Source organism: Succinivibrio dextrinosolvens, assembly GCF_900116345.1.
GTDB classification, from domain to species: domain Bacteria; phylum Pseudomonadota; class Gammaproteobacteria; order Enterobacterales; family Succinivibrionaceae; genus Succinivibrio; species Succinivibrio dextrinosolvens_B.
Map to the genome: position 1 here is coordinate 46,958 of NZ_FPAH01000011.1, position 23,847 is coordinate 70,804.

Sequence of the window (23,847 nt, forward strand, 5' to 3'; positions counted from 1 at the left end):
AAAAACAAAAAATCCATCCGTTAGTAAAATTGGATGGATTCTTAGGGATTTCTCGGACCAATTCCAAAGGAGCAAGAAAAGGATCCGAGAAACTTATTGAACTAAATGTTCAAATTCTTACTATTTGATTACCTTCTTTGCTGCTGCAACAACGTTGTCAACAGTGAAGCCATACTTCTCAAACAGCTGACCTGCAGGAGCAGAAGCACCATAGTGGTCAAGACATACTGTTGTTCCGTCAAGACCAACATACTTGAACCAGGTGGTTGAGATTGCAGCTTCAACAGCGACACGAGCACGTACTGACTTAGGTAATACAGACTCTTTGTATTCCTCTGACTGACGGTCAAATACGTCAGTGCTTGGCATTGAAACAACACGAGCCTTCTTGCCCTCAGCTGCCAGCTTCTCAGCTGCGTGGTAAGCAAGAGCAACTTCTGAACCGGTAGCCATCAGAATTACATCAGGAGTACCATCGCAATCCTTTAATACGTAACCACCGCGGGCAATGTTGTCAACCTGCTCTGAAGAACGTGGCATCTGCTCTAGAGTCTGACGTGACAGAATGATTGCACTTGGGCCATCCTGACGCTCGATCATCTTAGACCATGCAGCACCGGTTTCAACCATATCACATGGACGCCACTCGTCGAAGTTAGGAATTAAACGTAGAGTTGCGATCTGCTCGATTGGCTCATGGGTAGGACCATCTTCACCAACACCGATAGAATCGTGGGTAAATACGAACAGTGTAGGAATCTTCATCAGAGCAGACATACGTAATGCATTCTTAGCGTAGTCAGAGAAGATCAGGAAGGTACCGCCGTATGGACGGAAGCCGCCGTGCAGCTGCATACCGTTCATAGCTGCGCACATAGCGAACTCACGAACACCCCAGTGGATGTAGTTACCGTTCAGCTCATGAGGCTGTACTGATTTTGATGACTGGTTGATAGTCAGATTTGATGGAGCTAAGTCAGCTGAACCACCAACAAGCTCAGGAAGAACTGAACCGAAGAAGTTCAGAGCTAACTGACCTGCCTTACGGGTTGCAACCTTTGGATCCTCAGCCTTCTGAAGTGACTGAACCCAGTCCTTAGCCTTAGCAGCGAAGTCAACTGGTAGCTTGCCTGACATACGACGCTCAAACTCTGAAGCTAACTCTGGGAACTGAGCCTTGTACTTAGCAAATAGAGAATTCCACTCTGACTCTAGTTTTGCACCTTTCTCAGTTGCATCCCACTCTTTGTAGATATCCTGTGGAATCTCGAATGGACCATACTTCCAGCCTAAAGCAGCCTTGGTTGCAGCGATTTCTTCATCACCTAAAGGTGCACCGTGAGAAGCTGAAGTACCAGCCTTCTTAGGAGAACCAAAACCAATAGTAGTAGGACAGATAATCAGAGATGGACGCTTGGTATCAGCCTTAGCCTGCTCAATAGCTACACGAACCTGGGCACCGTCGTTACCGTTGGCAACTTCAATTACCTGCCAGCCGTAACCCTCAAATCTCTTCTTGGTGTCATCTGCAAACCAGCCCTTAACAGAACCGTCAATAGAAATACCGTTTGAATCGTATAGAGCAATCAGCTTGCCTAAACCTAAGGTACCTGCTAATGAACAAGCTTCGTGAGAAATTCCTTCCATTAAGCAGCCATCACCCATAAATACATAGGTGAAGTGGTCAACAATGTTTAAACCATCACGGTTGAACTCATTTGCAAGCATACGCTCTGCCATTGCCATACCAACAGCATTGCCGATACCCATACCTAGAGGACCGGTTGTGGTCTCAACACCAGGAACCTCGCCATATTCTGGGTGACCAGGAGTTTTTGAACCTAACTGACGGAAATTCTTCAGATCTTCAATTGATAGATCATAACCGGTTAGGTGAAGTAAAGAATAGATAAGCATTGAAGCATGACCATTAGATAAAACAAAACGGTCACGGTTTACGAATTTAGGATTCTTAGGATTGTGATTTAGGAATCCACGCCATAAAGCTTCAGCCATATCAGCCATACCCATAGGTGCACCTGGGTGACCTGACTTAGCTTTCTGAACGCCATCCATGCTCAATGCACGAACTGCATTGGCAAGCTCTCTGTAATCTGCCATACAAACTCCTTGGACAAGATTTCTATTTGTATTGTTTATTGTTAAGCGGCATAGTTATGCACTGCTGGATCTAACCGTCTGTTTAGTTTACTTGGTTTATACGTCAAGTCAAAACATTTTGAATTTAAAGAGGAATTAGTTAATTTATTGAACAGAACAAACCATCAAAACGATTAGATATGTTAATTTAGTGTTCCATATAAACCAATGCCGGATAAAAATCCGGCATCAGAAAGAATATTAACCGAATACTTTCTTGTAGTCAGCCTGGAACTTAGCGATACCCTGATCGGTCAGAGGGTGCTTAATCATGGTCTGGATTACGCTGTATGGAACAGTAGCGATATCAGCACCAGCTAATGCACACTGCATTACGTGGATTGGGTTACGAACTGAAGCACAGATAATCTGAGCCTTGATGTCGTTAATTGCAAACATCTCTGAAATAGTTCTGATTAAATCAAGACCATCCTCAGAAATATCATCTAGACGACCGATGAATGGAGAAACATAGGTTGCACCAGCACGAGCTGCTAATAGAGCCTGGTTAGCTGAGAAGATCAGAGTAACATTGGTCTTGATGCCTTCCTTAGCACACTGATGACAAGCCTTTAAGCCTTCCTCAGTCATAGGAATCTTAACAACCATGTTAGGGTGAATAGCTGCAATTTCGCGAGCTTCCTTCATCATCCCCTCAAAATCAAGAGTAGTTGGCTTAACCTCACCTGAGATTGGGCCGTCAACAATTGAGGTGATCTCCTTGATAACCTCATTGAAATCTAAACCTTCTTTTGCGATTAGTGATGGATTGGTGGTAACACCGCAAATAACGCCTAAATCATTAGCCTTACGAATATCTTCTACGTGAGCTGTGTCTAGAAAAAAGCGCATGATAACTCCTTTTTTTAATTTAATTTTTTTCTTGTTTAAGAAATGACCTCTAAACAGAAAAGAATTTTACACTTTTTTATTTCGTAAACGTTTGTAATTTTTCAAATGTGTGATGTGTTTCATTATTTTTTTATTTGAAAGGTATTGTTTAAAGCGAATTGTTGAAATCTCAAAATAGATACGAAAATATAGTTTTTTGAAAAAATTTACAATAATTAAAAAAAATATTAATCCCCTTTGTTTAAAAAAAATTAATCCCATAATTAATTGATATTTTTATATTTATATTTCAGTAGGTTAATTGATATTTTTGAATAATTTTTGTTAAAAATAATTGTTTATTTTTATAAAAAATATAGAAATTACGATTAAATAGACTATAATCAAAAGATATATTGGTAAGGTTAAATTTTAAGGAATAATATTCATGTCAAGATTATTTACCTCTGAGTCAGTATCAGAAGGACATCCAGACAAAATCTGTGATCAGGTCTCTGACGCAATTCTTGATGCAATTCTAGAACAGGACAAATCAGCACACGTTGCCTGTGAAACTTTAGTAAAAACCGGACTGATTCTGGTTGCAGGTGAAGTTACAACCACAGCTAACGTTGATTTTGAAGCTGTTGCCCGTAAGACTGTATGTGATATCGGCTATAACAACTCTGAAGTTGGTTTTGACGGTCACTACTGTGCCTTCCTAAATGCATTAGGCAAACAGTCACCTGACATCAATCAGGGTGTTAGCCGCACTCTTCCTGAGGATCAGGGTGCAGGCGACCAGGGCCTTATGTTCGGTTATGCAACTGATGAGACTCCACAGTTCATGCCTGCTGCTATCACCTATGCTCACGAGCTGATGAAGCTTCAGGCAAAGCTGAGAAAATACGGCACCATTTCATGGCTGCGTCCTGATGCTAAGAGCCAGGTTACCATTGCCTATAAGGATGATGGTTCAATTGACTACGTTGACACCATCGTTCTATCAACACAGCACAACGAGGACGTTTCTCAGGAAACTGTTCACGAGGCTGTTTATGAGGAAATCATCAAGAAGGTTATCCCTCCAGAGTATCTGAAGAAGGAAACAAAGATCTTCATCAATCCAACAGGCAGATTCGTAATCGGCGGTCCTGTAGGTGATGCAGGTGTTACCGGAAGAAAGATTATTGTTGACACTTACGGCGGTGCAGCAAGACACGGTGGTGGTGCTTTCTCAGGAAAGGATCCATCAAAGGTTGACCGTTCTGCAGCTTACGCAGCAAGACATGTTGCCAAGAACATTGTTGCAGCAGGTTTAGCTCACAAGGCAGAGGTTCAGGTTTCATACGCAATCGGTGTTGCTCAGCCTGTATCAATTGCTGTTAACACCTTCGGTACCGGCAAGATCGATGACAACAAGATTGCAGAGATCGTTCCACATGTATTTGATTTAAGACCATACGGTCTAATCAAGGATCTGGATCTGATTCGTCCTATCTATCAGAAGACAGCAACCTACGGTCACTTCGGAAGAGATGAATTCAGCTGGGAAGCTCTGGATAAGGTGGATGCTTTAAAGCAGGCACTATAATCAGAAGATACTGATTACAGGATCCTCAGATTCTATTGAGTCTGAGGATTTTTATTTTTCATCGCATTCACAAAGATTCAGATCAACACAGGACAGAAGTTTCCTGGTGTTTTCAGAAGAGATTGAATACCAGATAATATTACCCTCTCTCTTACCCTCAATAATTCCTGCCTCCTTAAGAATCTTCACATGCTGAGATACCAGAGCCTGTCCGATATTAAGTCGCTCTGACATGGTATTCACATTGCATTTGCCATTACGGTAAAGACCGCAGGCTATATTTAGTCTTATAGGGTGGCCTAAGGCGGAAAAAATCTTTGTATATTCTTCTATATTTAATGTGTTCATGGCGCGAATGTTAACAGAAATATAATGAATTGACAATATAACAATATTGTAATATTCTAATATTGTTATATTTAAGGAGGATTTCATGAAAACATTGATTATTGGCGGTGGAGCAGCAGGAGCAAGCTGTGCAGCAAGACTGCGCAGAAATGATGAGAATGCAGAAATTACAGTTTTAGAACAATCAGATGAAATATCTATAGCCAACTGCGGACTCCCTTATTACATAGGCAATGTAATCAACTCTGAAGAAACGATGCATGTTTCTGACGTAAACAAATTCAGAAACTGGTTCAATATCAATGTTCTTTTAAATACAAAAGCGGTGGCAATCGACAGAAACAGAAAAGTCGTAAAAACAGCAGACAATAAGGAATTTGGCTACGACAGACTTGTTATTGCCACAGGTGCATCCCCTTTTGTTCCTGACTTTGAGGGTATGAACAGGGATAAAACCTTTACCTTAAGAACACTCTCAGATGCCAACAGAATTAAGGCATACATCAGAAACAACCAGGTCTCCAGAGCGGTGGTTGTAGGAGCTGGTTTTATCGGCGTTGAGATGGCAGAGAATCTCTCAGAACTTGGTATCAGCACCACTATTGTGGAACTGTCTGAGCACATCATGCCTAACGTTGACATTGAGGTCGCAAAGGTTGCTCAGAATAAACTGAAAGAAAACGGTATAGAGATCATATTAAAGGACGGGGTTAAAGGCTTCTCTGAGGACAAGGTCATATTAGACTCAGGAAGGACTGTTCCGTTCGACATCGTGGTCATGTCAATTGGAGTCAAACCTCAGATTGAGCTTGCTAAAGATGCTGGTCTTGAGGTTTCAAGAGGAATTATTGTCGACAGCACACTAAAGACCTCTGATGAAAATGTGTATGCGGCAGGAGATAACGTTGAAATTACCGACTTTGCAACAGGAACACGTGCTCTGATTCCTCTTGCTGGTCCTGCGAATCGTCAGGGAAGAATCATTGCAGATAACATCTGTGGTAAAAACGAAACCTATAAGAATACCCAGGGTTCCTCAGTTGTCAAAATCTTCAATCTGACTCTTGCAGCAGTTGGAGCAAACGAGACGAGATTAAAGAAACTTGAAATTCCTTATCTTAAGACATTTATCTATGCTAATTCACATGCAGGTTACTATCCAGGAGCAAACCAGATCCTCTATAAGATGCTTTTCACAAAGGAAGGCAGAATACTTGGTCTACAGGCCATTGGTATGGATGGTGTTGAAAAGAGAGTTGACGTGGTGGCTACGGTGATGAGACTTAACGGCACAGTTCACGATCTTCTGGACTCAGAGATGTGTTATGCCCCTCCATTCAACTCTGCTAAGGATGCTGTAAACATTCTGGGTATGAATGCGCTTAATATCATAGAAGGCAAAGTCAAAATGGCTTTTCCAGAAGATCTTAAGGAAAGCTATCTGATTGATGTAAGACCAAAGGCTGTATTTATGAAGCAGACAATTGAAGGAGCTGTAAATATACCTGTAACCGAGATTAGAAATCGTCTTGATGAGATTCCTAGGGATAGGAAAGTGGTAATGTTCTGCAACACAGGATATACCAGCTATGTTGCATCAAGAATTGTAAATCAGAATGGCTTTGATAATGTTTATTCCTTCGGAGGTGGAATAGAGTTATACAAGACACAGAATTGACATTTTTTAGAGGATTTTTATAAAAAAACTCGGAAAATCCATGACATACACAACACTTTTTAACAAATGATCGCTACACAGTTAGCAACTTTTGTACTTTCATTTTTATTTATAGAAATGATTCTGATATTCTTTCGTCATTGTTAGTTGTCCTAGTTGGATAAAATCTAACTGATGAATTTGATGTTGTGATTGGATATTGCAGTGCCGATTTTGACACTGCAATTTTTTTGTAATTTTTCAGTGCATTATCCTGCCTACGAACACATATTTTATAACTGAATCACAAAATTCAATTTTCCTACCTTTTTCTGTTATTCAAAAAAAGCTTTGAGAATCAATCAGTATATTTTCAAACAAAATTAACCTCCGGTATTCTGCTAAGCCTAGTCAATATTTGTATAGTATATTATCTACATTTTGACTAATTTCAGTCACGACAATTAAATCAGTCATATAAAACAATCATAAAAATGCGCATAAACACCTTTTAAAACACATTTATCACTCTTATTTACAAATAGTTTTTCTTAACATCTAAGATATACTTAAAGTAGATTTAAATCAGTCAATATAACTAAATATAACCATCAAACAAACATAACGGAGACAATATGACACAGTGTGTTGTTATTGCGGATGATCTGACGGGAGGAAACGCTACTGGTGTTCAGCTCAAACAGAGTGATTTCAAATCCATAAGCGTTCTCAACGCCTCAATGATAGATAATATGAAATCAGATGATATTGACTGTATTATCTATCCTACAGACAGCCGTGCAATTCCAAAGAAAGAAGCCTACAGCAGAATATATGAGGTCTGCGAAAAACTTAAAAGCAAAGATACCAAGGTATATTCAAAAAGAATCGACAGTACTCTAAGAGGAAATATCGGAGCAGAAACCGATGCAATGCTGGATTCTTTAGGAGAACAGTACACAGCCATTGTGGTTCCCACCTTTCCCTCCTCAGGCAGAACAGTAGTAGGAGGATATCTGCTGGTAAACGGAGCCCTGCTGCACAAAACAGATATAGCCATTGATCCTAAATGCCCTGTTAAGGTAGCTAAAGTCTCAACAATCATCAAGCAGCAGTCCAAATACAGAACCACCAATATCTACTCTGAAGACATGATGAACGGCAAACATCATCTGGCCGACATAATCAAGGAAAAAATCAGTAAAGGAAACAGAATAATCATCTTTGATGCGGTAACACAGGAAGATCTTGATCTGATTGCTGACGCAGTTATGACCAGTAAACAGAAGGTTCTGGCTGTAGACTCAGGAGCATTCACTGCAGCCTTAGCCCGTAAGGCTATAAAACCAAAGAACCAGATTGCAAAAAGTCACGTGCTGGTGGTTGTAGGAAGCGTCCATCCAACTACTGCAAGTCAGGTGGACAAACTGAAGATTATGCAGAGAACCGTAAGCGAAACAGTGGTTACAAAGGAATTTTTAGAATCTGACGAGCGACGTGAGAAAGAAATAACCAGAGTTGTCGAAGCTATTGTTGAGAACTACGACAAATTCCCTATCTCAACAGTTATCGGAGATGGACTTGATCTTAAGAAAAGAATTGATTTTAAACCTTATATGAAGAAAATGAATCTTTCCTTAGATGAAGTATCCGCAATCATCAATGATGCCTTTGCTGAGATTACCATCCGAATCTTTGACAGAGTTAAAGCCTTCAAGGGACTCTACTGCTGCGGTGGAGACATTACCGTTGCTGTCTGTGAGAAAGTGAAGGCAGCTGGTATCACTCTTGAGGATGAGGTTCTTCCACTTGCAGCCTACGGCTATATCAAGGGAGGTCCTCTTGATGGCTGTCAGATCGTTACCAAAGGCGGAAGTCAGGGAAATCAGGACGCGCTCATAGACTGCGTCAACTACCTGAAGAAGAGATTATCAATTTAACGTAAAGTTTAGGAGAAACAGGAAATGACAAAACCACTAATTGCTGTACCAATCGGTGATCCGGCCGGTGTCGGTCCAGAGATTGTTGTAAAGACTCTGGTATCCGATGAAGCAATGAATGTTGCTGATGTAATAGTTATTGGTGATCATCAGATCATCGAGCAGGCAATTAAAATCACAAAAGTAAATCTGAGTGTAAATATTGTTAACTCTCCTAAGGAAGGAAAGTATCAGAAGGGAGTTTTAAACCTTATTGATCTTAATAATATAGACATGTCCAAATTTGCCTTTGGAAAAGTCAACGGCATGTGCGGAAAGGCAGCTTATGAATATATCGAAAAATCAATTGAGCTTGCCATGAACCGTGAAGTACTTGCAGTGGCAACACCTCCTATCAACAAGGAATCTCTGCGTGCGGGCAATATCAATTTCATAGGTCATACCGAAATCTTCGGTGCGCTCACCAAGACACCAGATCCTCTGACCCTCTTCCAGGTTCACAAGCTTCGAGTATTCTTCCTGACAAGACATGTCTCTCTTCTTGAAATGCTGGGCATGATCAAAAAGGATCGAATCAAGGATTATGTAAAACGCTGCACCGATGCGCTTAAGAAACTTGGTGTAACCGAAGGTACCATGGCTGTTGCAGGTTTAAATCCTCATTCAGGTGAACACGGACTCTTTGGCTGGGAAGAAGTAAACGTAATTGCACCGGCCTGTAAGGAACTTCAGGATGAGGGCTTCAACGTGGTTGGACCTGTTCCTGCAGATTCAGTTTTCCACCAGGCTCATCAGGGAAGATACAACAGCGTTCTGTCTCTGTACCACGATCAGGGACATATCGCCACCAAGACACTGGACTTTGAAAGAACCATTTCCATCACTGCAGGAATGCCTATATTAAGAACCTCTGTAGATCACGGTACGGCATTTGATATTGCAGGAAAGAATATTGTTAGCGAGGTAAGTATGGTAGAGGCCGTTAAACTGGCCGCTGAATACGGACCAAACTATAACAGGTAAAACACCACTAAACACAAACAAACACAAAGGAGTTAATTATGATTGAAGGACTAAACGGAGGCCAGATGCTGTTAGGTCTGTTTATCGGACTTGCAGTTCTATTCTTCCTGGTACTCAAAACCAAGGTTCACAGCTTTGTAGCTCTGATTATTGCAACTGTAATCATAGGCGTTGTTGGAGGAATGCCTGTTAACGCAACAAAACTAGCTGACGGAAATACAATCGGCATCATCAAATCCATTACCTCAGGTTTCGGAGGAACTTTAGGAGGAATCGGTATCATCATCGGTTTTGGTGTAATTTTAGGACAGATCTTTGAAATGTCCGGTGCAGCAAAACGTATGGCCTATACCTTTATCAAGCTGTTCGGTAAAAAGAAGGAAGAAGAGGCAATGGCAATCACCGGCTTCTTCGTATCAATTCCAATTTTCTGTGACTCCGGTTTCGTGATCCTCTCACCTATCGCCAAAGCCATAGCAAAAGTTGTAAATAAATCAGTTGTAGCTCTAGGTGCAGCTTTAGCAGCAGGTCTGGTTATCACCCATACCATGGTGCCACCTACTCCAGGTCCTCTTGGTGTAGCTGGTATCTTTTCCATTGATGTCGGTACCTTCATTCTGATTAACCTGGTTCTATCCATCCCAATGGTTCTAGGTGTACTGTTCTATGCAAAGACCTACCTGAACAAGCACTTTGATCTGGTTCCAAATGACAAGGGCTTTTTGGAGAAGATTGTCGGCGACTACAATCCAGATGCAGCCTTAAATGAGGATGACTCAAATCTGCCAAGTGCATTCATGGCATTTACTCCTCTGGTACTGCCAATTCTCCTGATTCTGATGAATACCATTCTTTCAGCACTGGGATTAAAGGAAGGTATCTTTAATATCATCATCTTCCTAGGTCAGCCAATTATCGCTGTAGGCATAGGCTTACTGGTTGCTATCGCAACCCTGATTCCAACAGTTGATAAGGAAACTGCCGTAAAAGAGATGGAAAAAGGCATGGCCTCTGCAGGAATCATCCTTCTGGTTACCGGAGCCGGTGGTGCCTTAGGTCAGATTATCAAGGACTCAGGACTTGGTACCTATATTGCTCAGGGCTTTGCAGCAGCAAGCATTCCAGTAGTTCTACTGCCAATGATTATTGCAACCTGTGTTCGCTTCATTCAGGGTTCTGGTACTGTAGCAATGATTACTGCAGCAGGTATTACCGCTCCAATCGTAATTGCAGCCGGTGCTAACCCAATGTTAGGCGCAATCGCCTGCTGCGTAGGCTCATTATTCGCCAGCTACTTCAACGACTCATTCTTCTGGGTTGTAAACAGACTGCTGGGTATCAGTCAGGTAAAGGATCAGCTGAAGGTCTGGACCGCTCCAACCACCATTGCCTGGGCTATCGGCTGTGTTGAAGTTCTGATTCTGTCAGTCTTCATGTAAGCAGGAATAAAAATAGACAATAAAATCTGTTTAACACCTTAGTAAAGAGCTCTCTAAAAAAAGGGAGCTCTTTTCATTTTAGCAGTGTTCCCCTGTGAATTAGGATATTAGCTCCAGTTACAGTAGGCGTTCAGCATAAAAATCATGTTTTATTGGATGCATTTTTGGTTAATTCTGTGTACTTCAACGGTCAATTTACTATACGTTTTATAATTTTTTCCGGCGTATACTTGGCATCAAAAGCAAGACATTTGTTGTTCCTAATTCAAACAGGCTAAGGAGCTTAATATGACGGAACATTATTGTCCACCAAGAGCTATAACAGACAAAACAATAATAAAAAGACGCTTCTACATATGCAGTCTGATTGTTTTTCTGATTATCTTCTCCATAAGCTGTGTAACCAGCTGGGGAGCACAAGATTTAATAGATAATATTGTAAGTCCCGAAGAGCTGCTTATTTACACCGTAATTGGCTTTATGCCAGCTCTGGTATTATTTGTTTACGCTTATTATTTTCTGACCGGAAGATTAAGAGACTGCGGAAAGAACACCTACCATGCCTGGTTTATTCTGATTCCACTGTTTGGATTGGGATACTGTATCTATCTGTGTTTTCCAGGATCTAAAGAGATTACTACATAGCAACAGCTGGTGCGCATTTATAGAACAAATACAGAAAAGTGTACCAGCTGAACTTTACACAGATTCAAACTGCTCAGGTACTAGTCTCTGAAGTCAACAAATACTTGCTGTCCTGAGCAATTCTCTATAATTAGCCTTTGAAGAAAACCTCTGTACGGGCGTCACGGCTTTCCTTTAAATACTCATCAAAGTCAATCTTGAGATTGATGTAGTCTTCATATGGTTTTACCAGACGAGGATCAGGATGACCTTTCATATTAATATCGAAAAAAGCCTTGATTGAAGCCATTTCTTCAATTCTTCTGTTTTTCTCGATTAGCTCTGCAGAAGTCAGATCTGCTGATGATAGTTCTGCTGTAGATAGTTCGCTCATAAAGTGCTCCTTAATGTTGTTTTTATGTTTGTTATGCTGATATTTTCTATGAACAGCACAAATAAAACTTGTGATCCCGTCAAAAAAATGAAGATTGCCTACACGAAGTCAGCTATCCATTTTTTTTATCAGAAGTTATTACTTTGATTTCAACTGGTTACATGGATCACTATTTTTTTTAGTGAGTCCTCCAACCACCATTAAAGTTTAGAACGGAAGAATTTGGATAAAATTAGAGCGATACAAAAGAAAGATCATATTATTTGAGAAGAAAGAATTCTTTATGCTCTGATCATGATGACACCACGCTTCTTTAGAGATTCACAGATATCCTCAGGAAGACCTTTATCAGTAACAACCATATCCAAATCATCTATATCGCAAATCTTATAAAGACTTGTTGCTCCGTACTTGCTTGAATCAACCACCAGAACCTTCTTGGCATGTCTCTTTAAAAGAGCCTTCTTGATTATCACCTTGGAGTAACTTGGAGTTGAAACACCTGGACTCTCATCAATCCAGGCATTGCAGGCTAAGAACACCAGATTAGGATTAATCTTCTCAAAATACTGTTTGGTATCATCGCCCGCACAGGATTTGGTAGTTTTGTCGATGCGCCCCCCGGTTACAATCACATCTACCTGCGACAGTTCGGATAGCACAAGCGCGATATTAAGATCAGGAGTAAATACAGTTAAGGGAATATTTGGAATGTTTCTGGCAATCTCCATCGTGGTAGTTCCGGCATCAAGAATTAAGCAGTCCCCCTCCTTGATTAGAGAAGCGGCCTTCTTTCCTATCAGAGCTTTATCCTGATGACGGGTAACAGCTTTTTCAGTAACAGGAGTCTGAATCGGAATATAGCGATTCAGGGTTGCGCCGCCGTGAACTCTGCTGATTGTGCCCTTTCGTGTGAGCTTGGAAAGCTCTCGTCTGATTGTCGAAGGAGAAGCTCCTGTTACTTCAACCAGCTCCTCAACCGTAACCAGGTTATGTAGCTTTAAGTGATTTAAGATTGTTTCAACTCTATCATTACTCATGACTCGTATCCTTATGCAGCTTTAAAACGATTATATAAAACGGTTGGTTTTTAAGGAGTGAACCGGTACGTATTCTGGGAAAAAGAAAGACGAAAATTATTAAAAGATGCAGACAAATTAACGGATCTTGAACGTGAAAGATTGGTCAAAATGTATGTATATTTTTGCAGTCAAGTAAATTTATCTTTTATATCAGATAATTGATTATATATAACTCTCCAAGTCCACTCTCTGTATAACTCATTAAACAGTAAAAAATCTAAGTTTTTTCTAAGAGTTAGATTCTATTCTTCAAACAAACATACAACTTGTATAGGAGAATATAAGAATGAAATTCAAGGCAGTATTAGTATTAGCTGCATTAGCATCCGCTGTGAATCTGGCAAATGCTGCAGATGACAGCTCTTTAGATGTAACCTACAGTACTGGTGATACATCTATCAGCGTAAGCAAGAATTCCACAACAGGTTCTACAACCTCAGTTCCTCCACATCATGCCCCAAAGCCTGATGATTTAGACAGACATCATCCAGACTTTGCACATGAGCCACCTCATGACGGCAAAGGCCCACATCACCCAGATGGAAAAGAGCCTCCTCATTTTGAAGGAAAGGCTCCGGCACATCCAGATGGACACGGTCCAGACTTTCATGCCAAGGATGGTAAACCAGGAAATCCAGATATGAAAAAAGAGCTTCATAAGAACGATGTGGCTCACAATGGAAAAACAGAACCTAAAAAAGAGATCCACGAGAAGCACGATGCTCCAAAGGCATCCAATCAGTACAAGGATTTAAGACGAAAAGGATAGAAAAGACTTAATTTATGAAGCTATAGATTATTCTGCCTCAGTCTCTGAGGCAGTTTTTTTTAAAGCAGATCAAGACAGCTCTCTACAGGAAGACCTTCTAGCTTGTCCTCCTTAGTCTTGAAGCGTTCAACCATTCTGCCTACAGCAGTCATGGCAACCTCAATACTCTGCTTTACAGGCTCCCCCTTAAGAATATGCCCCATAAAGACAGAACAGAAGATATCGCCTGTTCCAGAGAAGGAAACAGGGATCTCCTCATAAGGCAGATTGAAGTATTCACCGCTCTTAGGCTCATAGCAGCAGACCTGCTTTTTGTTATCCACAAAAGCACTGGTCACCACAATTGTGCCAGAAGTGTACTTTCTTAAGGCATCAATCAGTTCACGCATCTGAGATGAAGAAATTGAACCGCTCTGATAAGGAATACCAGCCAGAAAACAGGCTTCAGTATAGTTAGGAACAATATAGTCAGCTACACCGATAAGCTCACGCATATAGCTGACGATGCTCTCTGAAATACCGTTATAAAGCTCTCCGTTATCTGCCATCACAGGATCAGAGAAAATAGTTATACCCTTGGTTTTGAGGAACTTGCAGTATTCGTTGACAATCTCAAGCTGCTCGTGAGAGATAACAATACCGGTACCTACGGCATCAAATCTGAAATCAAGCTTCTGCCAAACAGAGATAGACTTTCGCATATACTCTGTTGTATCTAAAAGAGCATAATCTCCATAGGCAAAGTTGTTTGAAACCAGTGCCGTTGGCAGATTAAAAAGGCTGTAGCCCATATGAGAAAGAATAGGGATCATGGCAGTCATGGCAACCTTGGTCTGACCTGCCATATCAGTAATCAGTAAAACTCTTTTCGGCATAGAAACGCTCTAAAAAAAAATCCTCAAATGTATTTGAGGACTTATTCTACTACAAAGCATCCCATCAGACTAACAACGGTCCAATGTGATGCATATCATATTTTTAAACTACTACAGTCTGACTCAGTACGCTGACATCAGGATCATCTAAAGTACCGTTCTCAACAGCCTTTACAATGTCTTCCTGTGAATACTTATCCTCAGGATATACAACCACTACAGACTTATCCTGATTCTGAAGGAAGTTATGCTCGCCATAGTCGGTATAGCGGGTAGCTCCTACTGAAACCAGAATCTGTGCAGGGAATCCAGCCTCTGCAAGATAGCTGTTAATCATCTCTGCAGGACCTTCGTTCTGCTGATTGTTCAGCTTGTCGATAAGCCACTCAATCAGCTTACCGTAGATATAGCTGTAATCACGGACAGCACTGTCCTCACCGTAAGGATGAACTACTCCGTCACGAACTAAAAATGAGGCAATTCTGTATCTATTCAGAATACCTTTGTCATCAAAACGGTCAATGGCAATGGCATTATCTGAAAAGCCTTTTGAGGATGCTCCCCAGTTTTTCTTCTGAGAAATCTTTTTAGCGCCTTCCTTGCGGATTGAGCAGTCGTTTGAAGCACCGAAGAATACAGGTGTCAGTGAAACCACCTTGCCTTCAGACCACTCAACATTACAGATAATTGCACACTCAGGTTCAATCTGAAGCTTCTGCTCGCCCTGAGGGAAGATAATCTTGTTGGAATCAAAAGGAAATACGCCTAAAAACTCAGGGGTAACTTTTGATGCATGAGGAATAAATGTTGGGAAAACAGCCTTTGGAGCCTTAGCCTCTGCTGTTTTAACATTAGTAAAATCAACAGCCTCACCAGCCTGTTCTAAATGTCCGGTAAAATTACCCGCTACACCGAAGGTAGCCATCATTTTTAAGTTAATAGCCATATAAAACTCCTTAATTCACTAGATGTATTTTAGCAATTTTTTGCCCTAATTACATTGATGTTGGTCCATTGCACACTTAAAATATATGCAGACAAAACAAAGCGTAATATTAAGGTTCAAAGGCAATCCCGGCACCTGACGATATAACCCAGTTACATAATTACATGAAAAAATTACTGTTTATTCCCCTTTTAACATTTCTTTTAGGTATCACCCCAGCACAGGCTGACCAGCATAAATCCTTTCGTGAAGCTAAACTAAATATGGTTGAGATCTTCAGAAAAATGCATGATCCTAAAACCTTATACTGTGGCTGCAGCATAAAGTTTCCTAAACGCGGAGGATATATGCCTGATCTAGAAAGCTGCGGCTATCACTCCGATAAGCACGCCAAGAATGCCAAAAGAATTGAGGCTGAACACATTATGCCGGCATGGGAATTCGGACATAAGAGAAACTGCTGGATTAAGGGACACAGAGCTAACTGTGAGCATAAAGATACAGAGTTTCAGGAGATGCATGCTGATTTGCACAATCTATACCCTGCCATAGGAGAAGTCAACAGCGATCGCAACAACTACAGTTTTACTGATAGACTTTCAGATGATAACTATCATAAAGACTATACATCCCATAAGTCTGTTAAGAACTATTCAAGACACAAAGTAAAAGGCTATGGTCACTGTGAGATGGTAATTGACAGAACTCATGAAGAAGCAATGCCTCCAGAAAGGGCCCGCGGTATAATTGCCAGAGCCTATCTTTATATGAGTTCACGATATAATATAGCCTTGAGCAAAGAAAAACAGCAACTTTTCCAAAAATGGAATAAAATGTACGCTCCTGATAAAAACGAGTGTTTAAGAAACAGTCAGATCAAAAAAATTCAGGGACATGACAATCCTTTTGTAAGCAGAGCATGTCATTACTGATAATCAGGAAAGACTGACTTCAAGCCAGACAGTTTAATGACGAATTACATCTCGTCTCAGACTAAAAATAGCCGAGTATATATATGAGAACCGTAAGAATTTGCCAGTATAACGCAGCCCTTGCACTTAATGTTGAGCTAGAGCTTGATGAGGATGGCTTTGGACATCTCGTCAGAGTTTTAAGATTCAAAGAGAATGATCCCTTTGTTGTTTTTGACGGCAATGGACACGAATACGAGGCAGTAATCTTATCTGCATCAAAATCAAAGGCAACCTATAAGTGTGTAAAGGAGATTATAAGAAATGTGGAATCTCCTCTATATATTGAGCTAGGACAGGTTATAAGCCGTGGCGATAAGATGGAATTCACCATTCAGAAGGCCTGTGAGTTAGGAATCAGCGAGATAACCCCTCTATATTCAGCAAGATGCGGGGTTAAGCTGGATGAAAAAAGACAGTCTAAAAAGGTAGAGCAGTGGCAGAAGATTGCAATTTCCGCCTGTGAGCAGTCAGGGAGAAACGTTGTACCTCGTGTCAATGAAATCACCAATATTGATGACTGGTATGCAAAAAATCCACAGGCTCTATCTTTAACCCTTGATCCTAGAGCTGACAAGAAACTTACCGAACTCGAAGTCGGTAAACAGCTGAGGCTTTTAATTGGTCCTGAAGGTGGACTTGATGCCGAGGAAATTACAAAGGCAAAGGATAACAGCTTTGTTGGAGTAACCCTGGGCCCTAGAATTTTAAGAACCGAGACTGCAGCCCTGGCAGCATTATGTATTCTCGGCAGCAAATACGGAGATCTGTAAATGGAGAATTCACCACTGGTTCTTGGAAAGAATACTACCTACGATAACGAGTATGCGCCATCAAGACTGCACAGAATTGAAAGAGCCTTAGGCCGTTCTGCCATAAAGCATCTTAAGAATTTCTACGGCATGGATATCTGGCGTCTTTATGAGATGACCTATCTTAATTTAAACGGTCTGCCAAAAGTATGCATGGGTATTATGAAGGTGCCAGCTTCAAGCAGATATATTGTGGAGTCAAAGTCCCTGAAGCTATATGAGCTCTCTTTCACCATGACAAAATTTGAGTCATTGAAAGATGTTGAGACCGTATTTGCAAGGGACCTGTCCAGACTGCTTGAGTGCGAGGTTGAGGTAAAACTCTTTGAGGTCAAAAACAAGGAATTTGGCTTTGAGACTCCTAAAGGAATCTGTCTTGAGGAGCAGAATTTTTCCAATGACATGATTTTCAAGAACTACGAGTATTCTCCAAAGGTTCTGAAAACAGCAGATGGTAAAAAGACCGTATCTAAAACCTATTACACCAATCTGTTCAGATCACTCTGCCCTGTTACCGCCCAGCCAGACCATGCAACAGTGATGATTGACTACAAGGGCCTTGCTCCTGATGAAGAATCTCTGCTTGATTATCTGGTATCTCTCAGAAATCATCAGGGCTTTCACGAGCAGTGTGTTGAACTTATCTTCTCTGATATCATGCATGCCCTAGAGCCTTCAGAGTTAACAGTTTCAGCCTTCTTCACCAGAAGAGGCGGTATTGATATCAATCCTGTCAGAACCTCTCTTAAAGATCAGAAATTCCCTTCTGTAAGGTTTATTAGACAATAACCACTTATAATTTCGGGATTTTTTTCAAAAAGCAATACTCGTCAAAATCTAGCCTGCACCTGCAGGCTATAATCAAATGGTAATAACTATTAATAAGGAGACCATATGAGTATTGTTGATGTATGGCCATCAGGTTCCATGGCTTTGTTAACCCAAAGCGAAGCCGATGCTTTGTCTCTATCCAGTAAGGGTGAGCTTTACGAGCTCTACCGCAACTGCTCACTTGCTGTGCTCAACAGCGGTAACATTACAGACAATTCAAAGGAATTACTGGATAATTTCAGTGATTTTGAAATCAGCATTATCAGAAACGAGCGTGGTTTGAAGCTTGAACTTATCAATCCACCAAAGAGTGCTGTAGTTGAAGGTGTGGTAATCAAAAAGCTTAGAAACCATCTTTATTCCGTTCTGAGAGATATCGTTCAGTTACAGTCTTTAGGAAAGGATGGTGAGAATTTCCTGCGCAAACAGTATGAATCAGAAAGTGCTTATATCACCAACCTGATCTTTATTATTCTGCGTAATGCAGGTGTACTCAAGGCTGGAGTAAAACCAAATATCGCCGTATGCTGGGGCGGACACTCCATTTCCAAAGCAGAATATGAGTATGCCTACAATGTTGGCTTAGAGCTTGGTTTAAGAAAAATCGATATCTGCACAGGCTGCGGACCTGGTGTAATGGAAGCTCCAATGAAGGGCTCATTCCAGGGTTTCTCCGAGCAGTGTGATCAGGATAAATGCCGCATGATAGGACTTACCGAACCATCCATCATTGCAGCAGAACCACCTAATGCCATGGTTACAGATCTGGTTATTCTACCTGATATTGAAAAACGTCTTGAATCCTTCGTAAGATTGGGGCACACCCTGATTATCTTCCCTGGCGGACCAGGTACTGCAGAGGAGCTGCTATATATTCTTGCCATCAAGATGAGCGGTGAGAATAAGCATAACTTCCTGCCTCTGATCCTCACCGGAAACAAGGATTCAGAAGAGTACTTCAATGCATTAACCGAATTCCTGGTTCTGTGCTTTGGCCCGGATGTAACCAGATATTACGATCTGATTATTGATGATCCTGTAGCAGTAGCCACCAAGGTAAAGCAGAACAATGAGTCTGTACTTGATCACAGAACCATTACTCACGATTCCTACTGTTTCAACTGGACCTTAAAGATCCCTTACGAACTGCAGGTATCCAAGCCGGTTTCTCATGAGTTCATGGCAAGTCTGAATCTAAACCGAGATCAGGAGCCTTGGAAGCTTGCCTGCAATCTGAGATCCGCATTCTCCGGTATTGTGGCAGGTAACGTTAAGGAATACGGTATCAAGCTTGTTGCCCAGAAAGGACCATTCAAGCTCCACGGAGACAAGGATATCATCAGATCAATGGATAAGCTTCTGCGCAGCTATATCAAGCAGGGACGTGTACTTCTGTCTAAGAAAGAATACAAGCCTTGCTACGAACTGTGCAAAGACTAATCGTTTAAAGATTACAGAGAACTCTCCTGCCTGCATTGTGGCATGAGTTCTCTGTTTGTTTCTACCAAAGCAATTAACAGATTTGATTAAAGCTCTTTAATCAGCTCAACAAAATCGCCCGCATTCTTCTTGCCGAAAACAACCTTTGAGTCATTGAGAATAATACAAGGCACACTCATGATATTGTATTTATCCTTTAAATCAGGATAGTACTGAATATCGTACATCTGAGCTTTGACTCTGTCATTTAAAGATGCAATTCTCTGGGATCCCATCACAGCTTCAGGACACATAGTGCAGCTTAAAGAAACCACTATCTTAATATCCACATTTTTATCAATTGACTTTATTGAGGCTAAGAGAGCTTCATCTATGGTCTGCCCAGGGCCTGCAGTATTATATAAAGCCACGATAAAGGAATTAAACTCATGTCCTCCAGGAACACCGTGGAAAACAATTCTGTCGGCAGAGCCTTCCTGATTGAGGATATGAATCCCCGGATCTGAATCTGTATTTACAACTTCATAGTGAATTCTCTCGGATAAAGAAGCAAATTCCTCACAAAAACCTTTAAGCTTTGAGGCTAGTTCTGAATTATCGTCGTGAACTCTTAAAATCACATCATTTTCAAATTTAGCGATTACAGCTCCAACCTGAGACTTAATCTCTGCAGACAGGAAGGAATCAGACTCAGACTCTGCAACAGAGTCTTTCACAGATAATGTACTCTGAGTCTTAACAGATGCCTTCTCCTGTTTGAATTCAGGCAGATTCAGTTCATCATGCACCCTTGAGATATGCTTTTCAGCTGCGGTTGCACTTATGGCGCCGTCTGATACAGCAGTTACTACCTGACGCAGATTCTTCACACACAGATCACCTGCAGCATAAACACCTTCAACAGAGGTCATACGGTTTTCATCAGTAATGACATAGCCGTTTTCATCCAGACAGATCCTGTCTTTAAACATAGCAGTATTTGGAACATAACCGGCAAAAACGAACACTCCAAAATTCTGACCGTCTTCCGATCTGAAATCAGATTCCTCATGGGTAAGATTATTGATTAGTTTTGCAGATTCTACAGAGTTCTCTCCATCCACCTTCACGACCTCGGTGTTAAACAGGACTTTTATGGATGGGTATTTTTTGAGTTCATCACTTACGCTTCTGGCACATTTGAACTCGGCAGAACGGACACAGATAGTAATGGAACGAGCATATTTGGTAAGAAAGATACTCTCTTCTACAGCAGCAAAACCTCCACCGATAACCAGAAGATCTTTTCCGGTAAAGAATTCACCATCACAGGTGGCACAGTAGGCAACACCTCTTCCCTGAAATTTATCTTCTCCGTCAAAACCGACTCTTCTTGGATTGGCACCAGTAGCAATAATTACAGATAGAGTTTTTAAAATTCCTTTTGAGGTGATGATTTCTTTGATTTTATTGTTTAAGTTAAGATCAGTTACATCAGCACTTAGAAATTCTGCTCCAAAATTCTGAGCCTGCTGATACATGGTTGCAGTAAGTTCTGTTCCGCTGGTACTGATAATTCCAGGATAGTTCACAACCTCTGAGGTGATTGTAATCTGTCCGCCGATTTTCTCTTTTTCAACAACCAGAACTTTATATCTTGCTCTTGCCAGGTATATAGCGGCGGTTAGCCCCGCTGGGCCACCGCCGATAATAATGGCATCATACATTTTTTCCATGAGACACCATCCTTTTTGTTTTAGATTAAACCAACCAGATCAAATGAAGGCTTTAAGGTTTCCTTACCAGGCTGCCACTTAGCTGGACATACTTCATCACCATGCTCTGCTACAAACTGTAAAGCCTGAACCTTACGCAGCAGTTCTTCTGCATTACGACCGACATTACCTGCACTTACCTCATAAGCGGCAATCTTACCTTCAGGATTGATGATATAGGTACCACGTTCAGCCATACCGGCATCTTCAATATAAGCATCCACATCACGTGCCAGAGCTCCGGTTGGATCACCAATCATAGGATAGGAAATCTTGCCAACCTTCTCTGAGCTCTCATGCCATGCCTTATGAACAAAGTGAGTGTCACAGGATACAGAGTAGATTTCACAGCCAATCTTCTTAAAGTTTGCATACTCTGTTTCCAGATCTTCAAGTTCGGTTGGACATACAAAAGTGAAGTCTGCAGGATAGAAGAACAGTACAGACCACTTGCCTAATAAATCAGACTTGGTTATTTCCCTGAATTCACCCTTACCTTTGATGCCATCTTTGTTCTGGTATACGTTAACTTTAAAGTCTGCCAGTTCTTTGTTGATTAGTGACATAATATTATCTCCTAGTTAATATATAACTTACTAAAATTAAAAATCTTTTAAATTATCTAATGCTAACTTATATTAGCATTAGACAACTTATTTTTCTAAAAAAATGAGAAGGTTTCAAAGCTGAATCAAACTTCTCGTTCATTTCATGTAATGAATGATAACATTTAATTTGATTAAATAAAACATTACTGATAATCATTCTTAATAAGAATTATATTAACGTTATTTTTCAATAGATTAGTATTATAACAATGACAAAATACATCAGAAAAAATATGAGCTCCTAATGGAGCCCATACTAAAGATAAAATTAGAAAGGATTAGTGGAAGATTTTTTCATCAGCTTAAACTAATGCTGATTAGCTTCTACGTTATTCTCGTCTTGAGGAACTTGCTGAACTTCAGGCTCTGCAGGAGCCTCAGGAGCAGCAGGAACATGATAATCAAACAGAGTTTTGATTGAAGCAATGAATTCCTGTTCAGAATTCAGGTTGCATGAGAATACATTGTGCTCTCTATCTCTATTACCAAAGACACAGCATGCAAGTGCATTCTTAAGCTGCTGCTCATTCATATTCGCAATCTGCTCATCAATATTCAGTAAGACAGAAAAAGTCTGTCTGATAAGATTTTTAACAGCATCAGGATTACGTTTAAATGCATCATCAACTATTGTCTTTACAGCATCTTTCAGATTATTGCTCTTAAATCTGTTAAGGTAATTCATATCAACAACATCCTGAACGCGAGATGTCATAACCTGCTGATCATAGTCTTTAACACTTTCAAAAGACTCTTTAACAGGGTTGGCTTCAACCTTTGGCTGTTCATGTACCTGATTTACATTATTCTCCTGTACTCTGGAGTTATCAGCCTGATGCTGCTGAACAGGCTGATTTGCGGCCTGAGCTCCACTCTTTTTGCAGCTTTTTACAAGTGAATAAATACCCCAGCCTATACCAAACAGACCGCCGGTAAGAATAGTTGCAGAAATCTTGAGAGCCAATCCAAGCTTGGATCCACTCTTTTTTGCATTCTGCAGTTCAGGAGGAAGTGCAGAGTTATCAACCTTAGCTTTGTTCTGTACTTCCTGATTATATGTAGTATTTACGTTTGAAACGCTAGCTCCACCAACACGATCTGTCATATTAATTACCTCAAAAAGCAGAAAATTTATAATTAAAATCAATCTGTAAGTGTAAAACTTACTCTGTGAAAATCTTCAGCTAATGACTAAAGCTGTTATGAAAAACCTTTTAAAATTGAAAATGAATTCTGATTTTCATCAGAAGTATCAACCCCATCCTGCAGCTTTGATTTCAGCTGACGTAAGGCTCGGATAAAAATAACCAAAGCCTCTTCAAACTTGTTATAGTCCATGTTTTCAGGAAGCACCCTAGTAAGAGTAAACATATCTCTTTCAGCATCAAAACCGATGCTGCCCAAAGCAGCGCCCTGGCCTAAATGATTAGAGCTCATGAAAATCTCAAAAAATTTTGCGCGCTCTGAATTCTCAACATGACCGATTTCAGCAGCTATAAACAGATTTCCATTTGTCAGCTCAAAAAGAACATCATCTTCATCAAACAGCACACCACAGTTGTTATCATTGGAAAAGGAAAGATCATCAATACCGATTTTCTGACCTAGCTGTCTGATAAGTTCAGCACCGTTCATATTAACTCCTGTATGTATTTATTAACTTTTTCTTTCTTATTTCATTCAGTTAGAACATTAAACTGTGTTACTAAAAATTCTTCTACAGATTTTATAGATATTAATATTATAAAG

22 protein-coding genes are annotated in these 23,847 nt (G+C 40.6%); 11 read left to right on the forward strand and 11 right to left on the reverse strand.

Annotated features, from left to right (window positions below; translation table 11 throughout):
- Window positions 1-120 precede the first annotated feature (120 nt).
- Both tkt and fsa read right to left on the reverse strand, forming a co-directional pair.
- Entirely contained in the window at window positions 121-2,121 is a 2,001-nt protein-coding gene (gene tkt, locus BM308_RS05285; protein WP_074943456.1) for a transketolase, read from the reverse strand.
- 240 nt (window positions 2,122-2,361) lie between these two features.
- On the reverse strand, window positions 2,362-3,012 hold the full coding sequence (gene fsa / locus BM308_RS05290) for a fructose-6-phosphate aldolase (protein ID WP_031491420.1): 651 nt from the start codon (window positions 3,010-3,012) through the stop codon (window positions 2,362-2,364).
- Window positions 3,013-3,439: 427 nt separating this feature from the next.
- Here fsa and metK point away from each other — a divergent pair, with 427 nt between their 5' ends.
- Window positions 3,440-4,585 (forward strand): methionine adenosyltransferase, encoded by a 1,146-nt coding sequence (metK, locus tag BM308_RS05295; RefSeq protein WP_074943458.1) that lies wholly within the window; start codon window positions 3,440-3,442, stop codon window positions 4,583-4,585.
- A 51-nt stretch (window positions 4,586-4,636) separates the two neighbouring features.
- Here metK and BM308_RS05300 read toward each other — a convergent pair whose 3' ends face one another.
- Window positions 4,637-4,933, reverse strand: coding sequence for an ArsR/SmtB family transcription factor (locus BM308_RS05300; protein ID WP_074943510.1), 297 nt, complete (start codon window positions 4,931-4,933; stop codon window positions 4,637-4,639).
- 85 nt (window positions 4,934-5,018) lie between these two features.
- Between BM308_RS05300 and BM308_RS05305 the strand changes: the two genes are divergently transcribed.
- From BM308_RS05305 to BM308_RS05325, 5 genes are all read left to right on the forward strand, one after another.
- Window positions 5,019-6,611, forward strand: a complete 1,593-nt coding sequence (locus BM308_RS05305; RefSeq protein WP_074943460.1) for an FAD-dependent oxidoreductase — start codon at window positions 5,019-5,021, stop codon at window positions 6,609-6,611.
- Between the two features lie 614 nt (window positions 6,612-7,225).
- Entirely contained in the window at window positions 7,226-8,530 is a 1,305-nt protein-coding gene (locus BM308_RS05310; RefSeq protein ID WP_074943462.1) for a four-carbon acid sugar kinase family protein, read from the forward strand.
- A gap of 24 nt (window positions 8,531-8,554) precedes the next feature.
- Window positions 8,555-9,553, forward strand: coding sequence for a 4-hydroxythreonine-4-phosphate dehydrogenase PdxA (gene pdxA, locus BM308_RS05315; protein ID WP_074943464.1), 999 nt, complete (start codon window positions 8,555-8,557; stop codon window positions 9,551-9,553).
- Window positions 9,554-9,591: 38 nt separating this feature from the next.
- Complete coding sequence (locus tag BM308_RS05320) at window positions 9,592-10,992, forward strand: GntP family permease (RefSeq protein ID WP_074943466.1); 1,401 nt, start codon at window positions 9,592-9,594, stop codon at window positions 10,990-10,992.
- Window positions 10,993-11,280: 288 nt separating this feature from the next.
- Window positions 11,281-11,637 carry a DUF805 domain-containing protein gene (locus tag BM308_RS05325; RefSeq protein ID WP_074841774.1) on the forward strand — a complete coding sequence of 119 codons (357 nt, stop codon included), beginning with the start codon at window positions 11,281-11,283 and terminating at the stop codon, window positions 11,635-11,637.
- Between the two features lie 130 nt (window positions 11,638-11,767).
- On the opposite strand, the gene BM308_RS05330 is transcribed toward BM308_RS05325, so the two are convergent.
- Complete coding sequence (locus BM308_RS05330; protein ID WP_074943467.1) at window positions 11,768-12,010, reverse strand: hypothetical protein; 243 nt, start codon at window positions 12,008-12,010, stop codon at window positions 11,768-11,770.
- A gap of 281 nt (window positions 12,011-12,291) precedes the next feature.
- Window positions 12,292-13,050, reverse strand: coding sequence for a DeoR/GlpR family DNA-binding transcription regulator (locus tag BM308_RS05335; RefSeq protein ID WP_074943469.1), 759 nt, complete (start codon window positions 13,048-13,050; stop codon window positions 12,292-12,294).
- Between the two features lie 328 nt (window positions 13,051-13,378).
- Between BM308_RS05335 and BM308_RS05340 the strand changes: the two genes are divergently transcribed.
- Complete coding sequence (locus BM308_RS05340) at window positions 13,379-13,861, forward strand: hypothetical protein (protein ID WP_074943471.1); 483 nt, start codon at window positions 13,379-13,381, stop codon at window positions 13,859-13,861.
- A gap of 59 nt (window positions 13,862-13,920) precedes the next feature.
- Here BM308_RS05340 and BM308_RS05345 read toward each other — a convergent pair whose 3' ends face one another.
- A complete protein-coding gene (locus BM308_RS05345; RefSeq protein ID WP_074943473.1) occupies window positions 13,921-14,736 on the reverse strand; it encodes a PfkB family carbohydrate kinase in 816 nt (271 codons plus the stop codon).
- Window positions 14,737-14,839: 103 nt separating this feature from the next.
- Window positions 14,840-15,682 (reverse strand): DUF5718 family protein, encoded by an 843-nt coding sequence (locus BM308_RS05350; protein WP_074943475.1) that lies wholly within the window; start codon window positions 15,680-15,682, stop codon window positions 14,840-14,842.
- A gap of 263 nt (window positions 15,683-15,945) precedes the next feature.
- Between BM308_RS05350 and BM308_RS05355 the strand changes: the two genes are divergently transcribed.
- The 4 genes from BM308_RS05355 (at window position 15,946) to ppnN (ending at window position 19,736) form a co-directional block, all read left to right on the forward strand.
- Window positions 15,946-16,614 carry an endonuclease gene (locus BM308_RS05355; RefSeq protein WP_373604440.1) on the forward strand — a complete coding sequence of 223 codons (669 nt, stop codon included), beginning with the start codon at window positions 15,946-15,948 and terminating at the stop codon, window positions 16,612-16,614.
- A gap of 83 nt (window positions 16,615-16,697) precedes the next feature.
- Entirely contained in the window at window positions 16,698-17,426 is a 729-nt protein-coding gene (locus BM308_RS05360; protein ID WP_074943479.1) for a 16S rRNA (uracil(1498)-N(3))-methyltransferase, read from the forward strand.
- Window positions 17,427-18,254 (forward strand): NADPH-dependent 7-cyano-7-deazaguanine reductase QueF, encoded by an 828-nt coding sequence (queF, locus tag BM308_RS05365; protein ID WP_074943481.1) that lies wholly within the window; start codon window positions 17,427-17,429, stop codon window positions 18,252-18,254.
- A gap of 105 nt (window positions 18,255-18,359) precedes the next feature.
- Window positions 18,360-19,736 carry a nucleotide 5'-monophosphate nucleosidase PpnN gene (ppnN, locus tag BM308_RS05370; RefSeq protein WP_074943483.1) on the forward strand — a complete coding sequence of 459 codons (1,377 nt, stop codon included), beginning with the start codon at window positions 18,360-18,362 and terminating at the stop codon, window positions 19,734-19,736.
- Between the two features lie 86 nt (window positions 19,737-19,822).
- Here the strand turns inward: ppnN and BM308_RS05375 are convergent, their stop codons facing one another.
- From BM308_RS05375 to BM308_RS05390, 4 genes are all read right to left on the reverse strand, one after another.
- Window positions 19,823-21,451, reverse strand: coding sequence for an FAD-dependent oxidoreductase (locus BM308_RS05375; protein WP_074943485.1), 1,629 nt, complete (start codon window positions 21,449-21,451; stop codon window positions 19,823-19,825).
- Between the two features lie 20 nt (window positions 21,452-21,471).
- Entirely contained in the window at window positions 21,472-22,059 is a 588-nt protein-coding gene (gene ahpC, locus BM308_RS05380; protein WP_441351110.1) for an alkyl hydroperoxide reductase subunit C, read from the reverse strand.
- 346 nt (window positions 22,060-22,405) lie between these two features.
- Window positions 22,406-23,203, reverse strand: a complete 798-nt coding sequence (locus BM308_RS05385; protein ID WP_074943489.1) for a hypothetical protein — start codon at window positions 23,201-23,203, stop codon at window positions 22,406-22,408.
- A 95-nt stretch (window positions 23,204-23,298) separates the two neighbouring features.
- A complete protein-coding gene (locus BM308_RS05390) occupies window positions 23,299-23,733 on the reverse strand; it encodes a type III secretion system chaperone (RefSeq protein WP_074943491.1) in 435 nt (144 codons plus the stop codon).
- Between the last annotated feature and the right edge of the window lie 114 nt (window positions 23,734-23,847).